Source organism: Agrobacterium tumefaciens (genome assembly GCA_025559845.1).
Lineage (GTDB): Bacteria > Pseudomonadota > Alphaproteobacteria > Rhizobiales > Rhizobiaceae > Agrobacterium.
The window spans coordinates 105,246-117,929 of sequence record CP048471.1 but is presented as its reverse complement, the minus strand read 5'-3'; the positions used below and the strand labels follow the sequence as shown (position 1 = coordinate 117,929).

Sequence of the window (12,684 nt, the reverse complement as noted above, 5' to 3'; positions counted from 1 at the left end):
CACTCCCCGGGTCTGATTGGCACCTGGGAGATTGCAGATGGGATTGATAGCGATGAGCGAGCGCGATCTGCAGCGGATCGAGGTTTTGTCGAAGGTGACCGCCGGTCGTATGACCGTGGTGTCGGCGGCGCATGTGCTTGACCTGAGTGAGCGTCAGCTGCGTCGGCTCTTGCAACGGATGCGGACCGTCTCGCGCGACACACGCAAGCCGTCGCGATCAGTCAGCTTCTCGGTGGCCAAAGTCGGCCCGAAATCCGCATAACGTTCGCGAACCAGCGTCATCGCATAATCCCGAACGCCGTCGCTGATCCGATTGTTCGATGGCCGGCCGATCGCCTTATGCCGGATCGACGCCGCGCCGCCAGTCCGCATCCGTTGCAAGAGCCGACGCAGCTGACGCTCACTCAGGTCAAGCACATGCGCCGCCGACACCACGGTCATACGACCGGCGGTCACCTTCGACAAAACCTCGATCCGCTGCAGATCGCGCTCGCTCATCGCTATCAATCCCATCTGCAATCTCCCAGGTGCCAATCAGACCCGGGGAGTGTGACATTTCTATTTTGCAAACTGGCGGACATTTCAACCTTGCTGCCACATAATTAAGCTACTGATATTACAAGCTAAACCGTGCTCCTACAAAAATCTAGGTTATGAAACTCTTCAGTTTTGCGCGTCACGAAAGCTCAAGCCGATTCAATTCAGGGGCCGCTCGTGTAGGAGCCTCATCACCTACCGAGGAGACCTTTGTAACGACGCTGCTCTGGGCATCGAGGAGTCGCCGTGGCGGTCGCCTTGGTCTCACTCGATTGTCTGAACCTAGCCGCAATTTCGGCGTGTCCGGATTGCTTTCGGCTGGACGGGTGCTAGCGACTCATCCTCCAAAGGTTCATCCCGCTGCCATAGGATTATCGATGTCCTGGCTCTGGAAATGATCGATTAGAAACCGGGCGGCCGGTCCTGGGGGCGTGTCGGTTCGGTAGACCGCCTGGAGGCGGTATGGCCCCCCCTTGCAATCAGGGAGATCCAGCCGGACGAGCCGACCCGCTTCGATATCGTCACGCACCATGGGTTCGGGCATGTTGCCCCAACCAATACCTTCCTTGAGAAGCATGTGCTTGGCACCCAGGTCTGCTAGCCGCCATGTATGGTTTCCCACGACGGCAAACTCGTGTCCTTGTGTAAGAGGCGATCTGTCCGTCAGGACCAACTGAATATGGCCTCGTGCAGCGCCGGGCGGATGCGATCCGCCGGCCAGGGGATGGTCTGGGGACGCGACGGGAATAAGCTCTACGAATCCAACCCCGATCCTTTCCAGACCGGCGATCTCTACATCCAGCGGGCCGCTGATTCCGACCGAGGCTGTCCGGTTAAGGACGATTTGGGTGACGGCACCAAGGGCTTCAACGTAAAGACGGAGCGATACACTGGGGAACTCCTTGCGAAATGCTTTAAGCGCATCCATGACCCGCGCCGCCGGCAGCATGACGTCAAGGGCAAGGTGAACTTCGGGTTCCACCCCGCGCAGCATGCTCTTAACCTTGGCGCGTAAGTTATCAATACCATGAGCGACACTTTTAGCCTCGGCCAGTACGGTCCTTCCCTCCACGGTTAGCTGGGGCTTCTTCGTCGAGAGGCGATCAAACAGCGTGACGCCGAGCTGGGCCTCCAGGTTGGCGATCGTGTAACTTATTACGGAAGTGGCTCGGTTAAGCTTACGGGATGCTGCGGCGAAGCTTCCGGTTTCCACAACGGTGATAAACACTTTCAGTTGATCAAGCGTCGGCTGGCCGGGATCTGACATTTCGAATTCCTCGATCGTTTTCGCCGAAATTATATGAGTTTTCCGAAACGTCCAGTGGGCATAGCTTCTCTCAATAAACTTCAACAGCAGGAGAAGACAATGTCTTACTTGTCGAACGCTGACATCGAGCAAATCATCCTGCCATCGACCCGGGACCTCGGAGGCTTCTCCGTCCGACGCGCCTTGCCTGCCGCCATGCGGCAAATGGTTGGGCCGTTCATCTTCCTCGACAGCTTCGGCCCGGTGCGTTTCGGCGCGGGTGAAGGTATCGACACACGTCCTCACCCGCATATCGGTCTCTCGACACTTACCTACCTGCTAGAGGGCGAACTTTTGCACCGTGATAGCGAAAATTACGTGCAATCGATCAGCCCCGGCGAGGTCAATCTGATGGTCGCTGGCGCTGGTATTGTCCATTCAGAGCGTACCCCGGAACACATCCGAAAAGACGGCGGGAGGCTTTCAGGATTGCAAAGCTGGATTGCCCTTCCGAAACAGTCCGAAGAGACAGCGCCTCTTTTCCAGCACATCGGCGCAGCCGAACTCCCGGCAGTGAACGGCGAAGGTATCAATATGAAGCTGCTCGCGGGCAGTCTGCATGGCCGTCGCTCCCCTGCCACCACGTTTTCTGACCTTTTCTCTGCAGAAATCCAGCTTGAGGCTGGGGCTCGCTACAGAATCGACGGCGAGCATATCGAACGAGCCATCTTCGTCGTGAGTGGCGCCATCGAAATCGTGGGCCAGGACGGCACGCACGGCCCTGACCGTCTTATCGTTTTCAAACCTGGCGCAGAAATCGTGGTCAAGGCGAGCGAGCCCGCCCGGTTCCTCGCGTTCGGGGGAGAGCCGCTTCCCGATAAGCGGTTCATCCGCTGGAACTTCGTCGCAACGGACCAGGATCGCATTCGTCATGCCGCTGATCTGTGGCGCGAACGACAGTTTCCCGGCGTCCCGGGCGACGATGAATTCATTCCCCTCCCCGACAACTTCAACTGACAATCACTCAACAAAGGAGAACTATCATGACTACTACCTATGCAATTATCGGTTCTGGCGCTATTGGCTCTGCACTTGCCGAGCGCTTCCACGCGGCTGGCGTCGACGCGGTTATCGCAAATACACGCGGGCCGGCCTCGCTTCAGTCCATCACTGACAAGTTCGGCAGCACGGTCAAGGCTGTTGACCTTGACCAGGCTCTTTCGTCTGATGTGCTGATCCTTGCAGTCCCCTATGATGCCGTTCCCGAAGTCGCCAAGAAAAATGTGGCGTGGGAAGGCCGCACGATCGTCGACGCCACGAACGCCATCGATTTTCCCGCTTTCAAGCCCCGCGACCTCGGTGGCCGACTGTCGTCGGAAATCGTCGCCGACCTGTTCCCTGGCGCCGAGCTCGTCAAGGCGTTCAATACATTGCCTGCAGCTGTGCTCGCATCGGACCCGGTAAAGCCGAGCGGAAAGCGTGTCGTCTTTCTTTCGGGCAATTTCCCTGAAGCTAGCAAAAAGGTTTCCGACCTGATCGCACGCTTGGGCTTTGCGCCCTCTGACCTCGGAAGCTTCAAGGCGTCCGGCGCGGTGCAGCATTTCGGTCAGCCCCTTGTGGCGCTCACTCTACTCAAGGACTGATCGGGCGGGAACACAGCGACACTCAGCTTTGTAGGATCATGCAATTTCCGAAGGCCATCGTATTACCACCTCTTCCGAAATCTGTGAGATCAACAATCATCGAACGAAACGAGAGGAGTGACAGATGGAATTCTTTACCAATATGGTCCGGTCTTGCCGCCAGAAGCAAATGAAGAAGGAGCTCGATCTCCTCTCGGTCGAGCATCACGCCGACTTGGGTCTGTCTCGTCTTGGAATTCTGACCAACAACCCCAACCGAGACAAGGAAGTCTCGCAGTCAATCACCCCTTCGTACCTTCGCGCGCGAAGAAGGCAGCGAGAGCGTGGCTTCTCTTGGGAGCTGGGTTAAGGATATTGATGGCCGCGAATTTCGCGGCTATCTTCGTTTCCACATTCCCGAACATTTTGAGAGACATAGATGATCGAGCGTCTGGCGCGCATCCTCGCTGAAAATTGCCGTAATGACGGCGTGACGCAGACAGATGTCCCGCGGGTTCATATCCTCCGATCAGTTACGCCGACGGAGGCGGTCCCAATCTTGCACAAGCCCGCAGTGTGTTTCGTCGCACAGGGTCGAAAGCAAACGACGCTCGCCGATCAGGCTTTCGTCTATGAACCAATGAAGTTTCTTATCGTCAGCGTAGATCTCCCAATCGCAGGACAGATCCTCGTGGCGTCGCCAGAGAAACCCTATCTTTGCCTGAGGCTCGATCTCGAGCCGGCGGCCATCGCCGATATCATTAGTGCTGCTGTACCTGGTGGCCTGCGCAATGAAGAGGCGCAACGCGGCATTGCAGTTAGCGATGTGCCAACGCAGCTGCTCGATGCAGTCATAAGGCTGGCTGAGCTTTTGGAAAGCGGTCGTGAAAGCGATCGAGCTGTCCTGGCGCCACTCGCCGAGCGCGAGATCCTCTACCGGCTGCTGCTTGGCGAACAGGGTGACCGCTTGCGTCAAATCGCCATGGCAGAAAGCAAACTCGCGCAGATCAACCGGGCCATCACCATCATCAAAAGCCAATATGACAAAGCGCTCAAGATCGAGGAGATCGCCGCGCAGGTGCATATGAGCGTCTCGTCATTCCATCAGCACTTCAAGACCGTAACCGCCATGAGCCCGCTTCAGTATCAGAAGCAGATCCGTCTGCAGGAAGCACGCCGCTTGATGATCACGCAGGCGCTCGATGCGGCTTCAGCCGGCTTTAACGTCGGATACGACAGTCCATCCCAGTTCTCGCGTGAATATGCCCGTATGTTTGGCCTTCCTCCGAAGAAGGACATCGAGAAAATGAAGACAATGCCCGCGACGACCTGGCAATGACGGGCGGTGTTGTACGTCCCCTGCAAGAAATCATTCTCGCAGGATCGGGTAATGGCTCCGGAGAACCACTATACCGCCTCAGGTCTGATGCACGGCATTCTTTGGTCCGGCAAAACGAAGGCGATCAGGGAGGATCAACAATGTGACGAAAGCAGGAGACAAGGGCGAACGTCGCTTGTGGACCGCCGTATTTATCACCGTCACCGAATTGTGGATCATGGCAGCCGCACCGGCACACTCCGCCGGTATTGGTGATATCAAATCCGCAACGGGGCGCAAAATGTCTGACTCGATTCACCACTGTGTCGGCATGCAGGTCACAAACGACGAGCGGATACGCCACGAGTTTAGAGCGGCCGTCAGGGTTGATGAAGCGCGCGGAAGCGAAAGAGCGCGCATTGGGCTCCTGCAAAGTCGCTGGCAACCGGACGGATACCGACGATAACGGGTTCACGGCGGACGGCGATTTTTCCGATGATGTTCTCTGGCACGCCGGCGTGATTCTCGGAGGTAAATCATAAGGCAAAGGCGGCCATCAGCCGCCTTTGCCGTTCAATCTGTTTCTTTTGCAGCTTTCAGGATAACTTCTGCCACTTGCTTCGGCTGCGACATGTAGACCATATGGCTGCCATTCAGTTCAGTTGTCTTGGCCTTCGACCGGGCGTACATCCAGCGCAAGAGGTCAGGCGAGAGCGTTTTGTCTGCGGTCGTTACGATGCCGTAGGTCGGCTTCTCCTTCCACGGCGTGTGCTGGATCGCTACGCCATATGGTTCGAACGTCATTGGCTTGGAAGATGCAGAAAGAAAGTCAGTTTCTTTCTTCGGCAAATCTGCGGCTATGTCGTCGTGGTAATGAGCGGGATCGGGCACAAAAGTTTTGTCATCCAGCATTTTGACGTGAAATTGCATAGGATAGCGAGACACCAGATCGTTGATGGTTTCGCCCTTTTCCGGCTGAAACGCCGCCACGTAAACCAGCGCAGCAACATTGTCCGCCACGCCTGCTTCGGTGATCACTGCTCCACCATAGCTGTGGCCCACAAGGATAGTGGGTCCGGTTTGTTGCTTGAGGACAAGGCGGGTCGCATCAACGTCGTCAGCCATGCTGGTGTGTGGCAGTTGAACGATGCTGACCTTCAGGCCTTCTTTTACCAGAAGATCGTAGACCTCGTGCCAGGTCGACCCGTCCATTGTTGCTCCGTGGACCAAAACGACATTGCGCGCGCCAGCCAGCGCTGTCCCCGCGATTCCTGACAGGATTGCCGCCGCTAAAACGAGTTTTTCGATCATCTGGTGCTCCATTCCTTTTGTGGGTTGCACTTGGAGCTTCGAAAATAGAGGAAGAGAATTCCTTCCGTTAGCTGGGTAAATGTGAAAACGCTTATAAAGGATATTTATGAATGGACAGGATCATTCTGAGAGACCTCGCGGTCTTTGAGGTCGTTGCGAGGCTGCAGAGCTTCACGAAAGCCGCCTCCGAACTTGGGATCTCGCAAGCCGCCTTGAGCTACGCGATGACCCAGTTGGAAAACCGGGTGGGAGTGGCCTTACTTGCAAGGACAACCCGCAATGTCGCCGCGACGGAAGCAGGCCTCAGACTGCTCGAGACCCTGAGGCCCGCTCTGCAGAACATCGAGGTTGAGCTGCAGGGCTTGCAGGATATGCGCAGCAGCGTCGCCGGAACGGTGCGGTTGACCACGGTGCAAGTCGCTTACGACGCACTGATCCGGCCGAATCTTCCAGGGTTCCTTTCCACATACCCGCACGTTCGCCTTGAAGTCTCCGTTGATGACAGCCTCGCGGATCTGGTCTCATTAAGTTTCGATGGTGGCATACGGTTCGGATCGTTGGTGGAGAAGGACATGGTCGCTGTTAGCCTGACGAAATCATCACCGACAGTCGTCGTCGCAAGTCTGGACTATCTTGACCGCTCCAAAGGCAGGCCGCTCGATCCCGCAGATCTGCAGGACCACCAGTGCATCAACTATCGGTTCGCTGGGTCCGGGCGGCTTTTCCACTGGCCGCTGGAGAAAAAGGAGGTGCGGCTGGACGTAAGGCCACCGGGTCAACTTATCCTCGACAACGGCGAGGCTATCCGCGCTGCCGCTCTGGATGGCCTTGGTCTCGCGTTTCTCTTCGAGGCACAGGTAGCAGAAGATATCGCTGCGGGAAGGCTCGAAAGAGTGCTGGTGGACTGGGTGAAACCGCTTCCGGGGTTCAGCCTGTTTTACCCAAACCGTCGTCACGTATCGCCTGCGTTCAGAGCCTGGATCGATTATATCAAGGGCACTAACCGTGGTTATTCTTCATGAATGATTGTCAGGGAGCGACGCCGGCGCCGAGCGTCTTCGTGCGGTGTCCCTTTGAACGCCTCGGTGTAGTCATTTATGAATTTCGTAACAGTCCGGTAACCCACCGCCTGCGACAGCCTGGTGATATCGTCGATGCCCAGCATCAGAAGCCGCCGTCCTTCCTGGAGACGGAGGGAACGAATGTAGTCCCCGACACTCATCCCCGTGACGCGCTTGAAATCCCGCGCAAGTGTTTCGGTCTTTTCGCCCGTCCGTCGAGCGGCATCGACCGGGCCAACCGCCTTTCTAAACTGGCTGCGAAAATAATTCGCTGCACGTACCACAGCGTTGAACCGGTGAAGAGTTGCGGGCAACTGGTTTCCAAACGGGTTGTCACCTTGCGAGAGCAGGTGATACGTGATTTCACGCTCCAGAAGTGGCCAGATGACTTTGGCATCGTTTGGTTTGTCGAGAAGCTGCACTGTCCGAAGCAATGCATCTTCCAAAAATCCCGATGGCTGCATCAGCCCGGTGCCCGGCTTCAGGCGCGAAGCCGGACGAAGAGTAAGAAAGCCGCGCATCTCCTCTAGCGTTGTTTGTCGGAGTTCGACGCGCAAGCCTAGAAAGGGACGCTGCGGCGATGCGAGAATTACCTCACCGCATGCCGGGAGACCGACCGAGACAGCGAGAGCAGTGCTGGGCTCGCACGTAACCTGAAACGAGCCGAACGAAATCCGCTTACGTCCGTTCGCGACATAGCTGAAGCTGGGTTCGTAGAACGTTTGAACCGGCTCGCCTGGATGCGATGCGCGCAGCAGGAACACTCCGGGCAGAACCGTGGAGAAGACTCCATCCGCGCCGGTATTTTTCTCGATAAGAGCAGAGATCATTTGAGCGTTTGTCATTGCTATTGTCTCCGTCCAGAAGGCCGGATTTGCCGGCCTCCTGAACAGACTCTCATTCGACGATATCGGTCGATTGAGACAGGTCTTGCCAACGGGCGATTTCCCGATCGACCTTGCCAATCTTCTCACGGGCCATGGCAACGGCGTCGGATCCGGTCAGCAGCCGAACGGGCGGCTCGGCCTGCCCGGCGAGCGTGAGGATCACATTTGCAAGTTTCTTCGGGTCGCCAGCCTGTTTATGGCTGTAGCTGTCATAAGTTGACCGGATCTGCGCCGAGACGGCGGCGTAATCTTCGATCGTCCTGTCGCCGTATCGGACAGACGAGCTGTCGAGAAAGTCGGTTCGCACAAAACCAGGTGCAATGATTGATACCTTGATCCCGAAGGCGGCAACTTCGAGAGCAAGGGATTCCGAGAACCCTTCAACGGCATACTTTGTGGCGCAATAGATGGTCGAGCCCGAGAATCCGACGGAGCCGCCGATCGACGACACATTGAGGACATGTCCGCTGCGCTGCTTGCGCATGACGGGCAGTACCGCGCGGGTTACGTTGAACAATCCGAACACATTCGTGTTGAACTGGCTGACGACGGCGACCGAGCCAATTTCCTCGAATAGTCCCAGCTGGCCGAAGCCGGCATTATTCAGAAGGACGTCGATTCGACCGAAATAGGCGACCGCGGCTTTGACCGCCGTGATAGCCTGCTCCTCATCGGAAACATCGAGCGGAAGAGCCAGAACGTTGTCACCGCAATCCGCGTAGGTCTTGCTGAGCTGCGCAACGTTGCGACCAGTGACAACAACCTTGTCTCCGGCAGCCAAGGCCGCAAGTGCCACTTCCTTGCCAATGCCTCGAGCCGCCCCGGTGATGAACCATACCTTGCTCATTTCACATTCCTCTCGCTTCTGCGCCAGTGCGCGTTGAACACGAGGGAACACTAGCCACTGGGCAAGCAGCGTCGGTAGATCAAGCCTCCGGGAGGATTGCCTATTTCTCTAAAGGCGGCCGGTTGCGTAAATCTCATTCTCTTCCTGATTACCAAGCGCGGCTTTAACCGCAGGAACAACTGCCTCGCCGAAGAGCCTGATGCTCGCCATGAGGTTTTCGTGCGGCAGAGTTCCTGCGCTGTATTTGAGCTGGAAACGTTGAATGCCGAGAGTGGAGATAACAGGAGCAATCTTGGCCGCAACTGTTTGGGGGGATCCGACGTACAGTGAACCGTTCTCGATTTCAGAGACGAATTCATCCGTGGTGACAGGTCCCCAACCTCGCTCCTTCCCAATCCTGTCGCGCATCACCCTGTAATGCGGCCAGTATTCTTCGCGAGCCTTCTCGTCTGTTTCAGCTATAAATCCTGGAGAGTGGACGCCTATCGGCTGCTGTTCCCTGGAGAGCTTGCGTATTGCCTCGCGATATAGGTCGACATAAGGCATGAAGCGGTATGGGCTGCCGCCTATTATTGCCAGCATCAGGGGCAGTCCATACTGCGCAGCCCGAATGACCGAGTTCGGACTGCCACCAACGCCGATCCAGGTCTTCAGCTTCCCCAACTGAACAGGAGGAAATATATTCTGATCCGACAGGGCAGGCCGCGCCGACCAGGTGACCGGCTTCTGTTCAAGCAGCTTTGAAAAGAGGTCCAGCTTCTCTTCGAACAGTGTCTCGTAGTCGTTCAGGGAAAACCCGAACAGCGGAAATGACTCGGTGAAGGAGCCCCGCCCCAAGATTACCTCGGCCCGCCCGTTCGAAACAGCATCAAGCGTCGAGAAACGTTGAAATACCCTGATAGGGTCATCCGAACTCAGGACCGTAACAGCGGAACCGAGCCTGATCCGGGACGTCACGCCCGCAATTGCTGCCAGAACGGTTTCGGGCGAAGACACTGCGAAGTCCTCTCTGTGGTGTTCGCCAATCCCGAAGAAGTCTATGCCGAGTTCATCCGCGAGCTTCGCCTCTTCAACCAGATTTCTAATCACAGTCGCATGAGGTTCCGGTCGACCCATGCTGTCGTGCGTAACGTCACCAAAGGTATCAAGCCCGAATTCTGTTGCCGGTATTTGCATCACGCGTTCCTTCGCTGTCTCGATCGGGGGCTGATCGTTTCATTGATACGACGATAGGCGCTCGTTGCATTCTCCGGAATCTGGATAGTTTCGATTGTGCTGTTCGATTTCATCGATTTGTCGCGCCGATACTGCGTGCGACATGTTGAAAAGAGGACGCCTGTGTCGCTCGATGCGCATCGATAATCGCAGCCGCAATCTCTCACCAGAATGGAACGGTCGCTAATGAGGTGAACAAAGCCCGTCCAGAAAGCGAGCAGCGACGTGCTGCAGACTTGTCAGGTCGTAGCCGCCCTCCTGCACCAACAGGACAGGAAGAGAGACAGCTGCGAGCCGCCTACCTATCTCTTCGAAAGCAGCTGTGGTTACGGACAGCCCCCTCGCCGGATCGCTCGCCAGCGCGTCAAAACCGAGCGAAACGACCACAGCCGCAGGGTCGTGTTGGAGTGCTGCAGCCAGGATGTGTTTGACACCTTCAAGATACTCCGTGTCGCCCGCCTCCGCTTCCAAGGAATAATTCAGGTTCGACCCCTCGGAAGAGATACCACCTACTTCTCCACGAAAACCCGTGAAGTGAGGGAAATAATTAGCAGGGCTTCGGTGAATAGACGCGAAAAAGACACCCGCCTCGTGCCAGAATATGTCCTGCGTTCCGTTGCCATGGTGGACATCCAGATCGACGATTGCAATGCGCTTTCCCCCCGAGGCAAGTCGCCGCGCGGCAATCGCGGCGTTGTTCAAGTATGTTGCGCCTCCTCCATAATCTCGTCCGGCGTGATGACCCGATGGACGGCAAAGCGCGTAGACCCGGCGCTCGCCCTCCATCAGCAGATGCGCTGCAGTGACGGCGGTCTGAGCTGCCCAATAAGCGGCATGCCACGTACCCTCGCCCACCGGAGTGATCTGGTCCCGCAGATGAAATCCGGCCTTTGCGACAACGGACCAGTCAGCTCGGTAGGTCGCGCTTCCCGCCGGGAATATCGAGGGAAACACCCGTCCAGGTAAACCGCTGTTTTTCCACTCGCTAAAGGCGGTAGAAAGGAACTCCAGATAAGCGTCCGAATGGACGGCGGAGATTGGATCAAGCCCATGATCGGACGCCTCCACGATATGGCAACCTGCTCGCTCCGCAGCTCGGAGGAGCGCGTCCAGGCGTTCGGAAACGTCGCGGCTGGCGCGCAGGACGCCGTTCTCGACCACGTCGCCCGCGACATGGGCCCGATGAGCTTCCGAATACACCGCTTTCATCTCAAGCCGCCGGTCCGATCCCTGCCAAGCACACGTACTTGATCTCGAGGTACTCGGAGATGCCGTACCTGGAGCCTTCCCGCCCGAGCCCCGATTGCTTGACGCCGCCGAAAGGGGCTGCCTCGCTACCGATTAGGCCCGTGTTGACGCCCACCATACCCGCCTCGAGGGCCTGCCCGAGGCTCGGCAGGTCAGCGATCTCGCTACCGTCGAATGGATCGCTCACTGTGATGCGCCCATCGGAGGGGGATTCGACCCATGTTCCCGCCACGAAGGCGCGGTCACGCAGCAGTTCGGGCTCCCGAAGCCCGAGGTCTCGAAAAATGGTCATGGTTGATTGTCCTGAGATTAGGCCGGGATCAGCACGGCGTCATCGCTGTCCCAGCCAAGGGAAAGTGACTGGGCCGGCCTGATGTCGATATTGGTCCCGACGTTCGGCACCTTGGCGACGACCGTCGATGTCTCGTTGAGTCTGACATGAACCCGCTTGTGGTCTCCGAGGTAGATGACCTCCTCGACCGTCCCGCCAAACGTGTTGGGACATGCTTCAGCCGGATCGAGCTTCACCCGCTCCGGCCGTACGGATACGAGGACCCTTTGCCGCTCCTTGAACGAAAGGCTGCTGCGGACGTACATGCGGTGACCCGAGTCGGTCTCGACTGCATAGTCTTCTCCGGCACGCCCGGATATCTCGCCGACGATACGGTTGTTTTCGCCGATGAAACCCGAGACGAAAGAGGTCGCGGGGCGTTCGTACAGCTCGGTCGGCGGAGCCAGCTGTTCGATCTTCCCTGCGTTGAACACGGCGACCCGGTCCGACATCGTCAATGCCTCCGACTGGTCGTGCGTTACATAAACCACGGTTATGCCAAGGCGTTCGTGTAGATGCTTGATTTCGAGCTGCAGATGCTCGCGGAGGTTCTTGTCCAGAGCCCCGAGAGGCTCGTCCATCAGGACCACATCGGGCTCGAACACAATGGCACGCGCGAGGGCGATGCGCTGCTGCTGTCCGCCGGAAAGCTGCGCGGGCTTCCGCTCGCCAAGCGCCGCCATCTGTACCACGTCGAGAACCCGCCGCACCCGCTCCGTCCGCTCGGCCTTAGGCATCTTGCGTACGCGCAACGGGTACTCCAGGTTCTCCGACACGGTCATGTGCGGAAATAGCGCGTAATTCTGGAACACCATGCCGATGTTCCTGCGATGCGATGGCACGGACTCAAGCGAGCGGCCGGCGATGCGGATGTGTCCGCCGCTTGGAGCCTCGAACCCCGCGAGCATCATGAGACTTGTCGTCTTACCCGAACCGGATGGCCCGAGCATCGTCAGGAACTCACCCTGGGCGATCGAAAGGTTGAGGTTGTCCACAACCAGATTGTGACCATCGTAGCTCTTGTCTACGTTTATGAATTCGACGTAACTTGATGATGACAT

12 protein-coding genes and 4 pseudogenes are annotated in these 12,684 nt (G+C 57.4%); 7 read left to right on the top strand and 9 right to left on the bottom strand.

What is annotated here, in order from left to right; translation table 11 throughout:
- Positions 1–37 precede the first annotated feature (37 nt).
- Positions 38–187: pseudogene (locus FY156_27905) on the top strand (helix-turn-helix domain-containing protein).
- Here FY156_27905 and FY156_27900 read toward each other — a convergent pair.
- Both FY156_27900 and FY156_27895 read right to left on the bottom strand, forming a co-directional pair.
- Positions 181–513: pseudogene (locus FY156_27900) on the bottom strand (helix-turn-helix domain-containing protein). The pseudogenes FY156_27905 and FY156_27900 sit on opposite strands and share 7 nt — an antisense overlap.
- A 376-nt stretch (positions 514–889) precedes the next feature.
- Complete coding sequence (locus FY156_27895; protein UXS05387.1) at positions 890–1,804, bottom strand: LysR family transcriptional regulator; 915 nt, start codon at positions 1,802–1,804, stop codon at positions 890–892.
- 99 nt (positions 1,805–1,903) lie between these two features.
- Between FY156_27895 and FY156_27890 the strand changes: the two genes are divergently transcribed.
- From FY156_27890 to FY156_27870, 5 genes and pseudogenes are all read left to right on the top strand, one after another.
- Positions 1,904–2,800: a pirin family protein gene (locus FY156_27890; protein ID UXS05386.1), complete on the top strand. Its 897-nt coding sequence runs from the start codon at positions 1,904–1,906 to the stop codon at positions 2,798–2,800.
- Between the two features lie 26 nt (positions 2,801–2,826).
- Positions 2,827–3,426, top strand: coding sequence for an NADPH-dependent F420 reductase (locus FY156_27885; protein UXS05385.1), 600 nt, complete (start codon positions 2,827–2,829; stop codon positions 3,424–3,426).
- A 124-nt stretch (positions 3,427–3,550) separates the two neighbouring features.
- Positions 3,551–3,775, top strand: coding sequence for a hypothetical protein (locus tag FY156_27880; GenBank protein ID UXS05384.1), 225 nt, complete (start codon positions 3,551–3,553; stop codon positions 3,773–3,775).
- Between the two features lie 69 nt (positions 3,776–3,844).
- The gene (locus FY156_27875; protein ID UXS05383.1) at positions 3,845–4,744 is read left to right on the top strand and encodes an AraC family transcriptional regulator; all 900 of its coding nucleotides are present in this window, start codon (positions 3,845–3,847) and stop codon (positions 4,742–4,744) included.
- A gap of 280 nt (positions 4,745–5,024) precedes the next feature.
- Positions 5,025–5,265, top strand: a pseudogene (locus tag FY156_27870) (hypothetical protein).
- A 31-nt stretch (positions 5,266–5,296) separates the two neighbouring features.
- Here FY156_27870 and FY156_27865 read toward each other — a convergent pair.
- Complete coding sequence (locus FY156_27865) at positions 5,297–6,034, bottom strand: alpha/beta hydrolase (GenBank protein ID UXS05382.1); 738 nt, start codon at positions 6,032–6,034, stop codon at positions 5,297–5,299.
- A 110-nt stretch (positions 6,035–6,144) separates the two neighbouring features.
- Between FY156_27865 and FY156_27860 the strand changes: the two genes are divergently transcribed.
- On the top strand, positions 6,145–7,056 hold the full coding sequence (locus FY156_27860; protein UXS05381.1) for a LysR family transcriptional regulator: 912 nt from the start codon (positions 6,145–6,147) through the stop codon (positions 7,054–7,056).
- Here the strand turns inward: FY156_27860 and FY156_27855 are convergent.
- The 6 genes and pseudogenes from FY156_27855 to FY156_27830 all read right to left on the bottom strand — a co-directional run bounded on the left by FY156_27855 (position 7,044) and on the right by FY156_27830 (position 12,684).
- The gene (locus FY156_27855; protein ID UXS05380.1) at positions 7,044–7,940 is read right to left on the bottom strand and encodes a helix-turn-helix domain-containing protein; all 897 of its coding nucleotides are present in this window, start codon (positions 7,938–7,940) and stop codon (positions 7,044–7,046) included. The genes FY156_27860 and FY156_27855 overlap by 13 nt on opposite strands.
- A 52-nt stretch (positions 7,941–7,992) precedes the next feature.
- Positions 7,993–8,829 (bottom strand): SDR family NAD(P)-dependent oxidoreductase, encoded by an 837-nt coding sequence (locus tag FY156_27850; protein UXS05379.1) that lies wholly within the window; start codon positions 8,827–8,829, stop codon positions 7,993–7,995.
- A 108-nt stretch (positions 8,830–8,937) separates the two neighbouring features.
- Entirely contained in the window at positions 8,938–10,005 is a 1,068-nt protein-coding gene (locus FY156_27845; GenBank protein UXS05378.1) for an LLM class flavin-dependent oxidoreductase, read from the bottom strand.
- Between the two features lie 222 nt (positions 10,006–10,227).
- Entirely contained in the window at positions 10,228–11,253 is a 1,026-nt protein-coding gene (locus tag FY156_27840; protein UXS05377.1) for a histone deacetylase family protein, read from the bottom strand.
- Between the two features lies 1 nt (position 11,254).
- Positions 11,255–11,428 (bottom strand): annotated as a pseudogene (locus FY156_27835) (aldehyde dehydrogenase family protein).
- Positions 11,429–11,601: 173 nt separating this feature from the next.
- A complete protein-coding gene (locus FY156_27830; GenBank protein ID UXS05376.1) occupies positions 11,602–12,684 on the bottom strand; it encodes an ABC transporter ATP-binding protein in 1,083 nt (360 codons plus the stop codon).

What these genes read in the sequence shown, in the direction of transcription:
- FY156_27875 (UXS05383.1), top strand. Translation starts at nt 3,845, where the DNA reads ATGATCGAGCGTCTGGCGCGCATCCTCGCTGAAAATTGCCGTAATGAC.
- FY156_27855 (UXS05380.1), bottom strand. Translation starts at nt 7,940, where the DNA reads ATGACAAACGCTCAAATGATCTCTGCTCTTATCGAGAAAAATACCGGC.
- FY156_27885 (UXS05385.1), top strand. Translation starts at nt 2,827, where the DNA reads ATGACTACTACCTATGCAATTATCGGTTCTGGCGCTATTGGCTCTGCA.
- FY156_27860 (UXS05381.1), top strand. Translation starts at nt 6,145, where the DNA reads ATGGACAGGATCATTCTGAGAGACCTCGCGGTCTTTGAGGTCGTTGCG.
- FY156_27830 (UXS05376.1), bottom strand. Translation starts at nt 12,684, where the DNA reads ATGTCATCATCAAGTTACGTCGAATTCATAAACGTAGACAAGAGCTAC.
- FY156_27880 (UXS05384.1), top strand. Translation starts at nt 3,551, where the DNA reads ATGGAATTCTTTACCAATATGGTCCGGTCTTGCCGCCAGAAGCAAATG.
- FY156_27850 (UXS05379.1), bottom strand. Translation starts at nt 8,829, where the DNA reads ATGAGCAAGGTATGGTTCATCACCGGGGCGGCTCGAGGCATTGGCAAG.
- FY156_27840 (UXS05377.1), bottom strand. Translation starts at nt 11,253, where the DNA reads ATGAAAGCGGTGTATTCGGAAGCTCATCGGGCCCATGTCGCGGGCGAC.
- FY156_27895 (UXS05387.1), bottom strand. Translation starts at nt 1,804, where the DNA reads ATGTCAGATCCCGGCCAGCCGACGCTTGATCAACTGAAAGTGTTTATC.
- FY156_27845 (UXS05378.1), bottom strand. Translation starts at nt 10,005, where the DNA reads ATGCAAATACCGGCAACAGAATTCGGGCTTGATACCTTTGGTGACGTT.
- FY156_27890 (UXS05386.1), top strand. Translation starts at nt 1,904, where the DNA reads ATGTCTTACTTGTCGAACGCTGACATCGAGCAAATCATCCTGCCATCG.
- FY156_27865 (UXS05382.1), bottom strand. Translation starts at nt 6,034, where the DNA reads ATGATCGAAAAACTCGTTTTAGCGGCGGCAATCCTGTCAGGAATCGCG.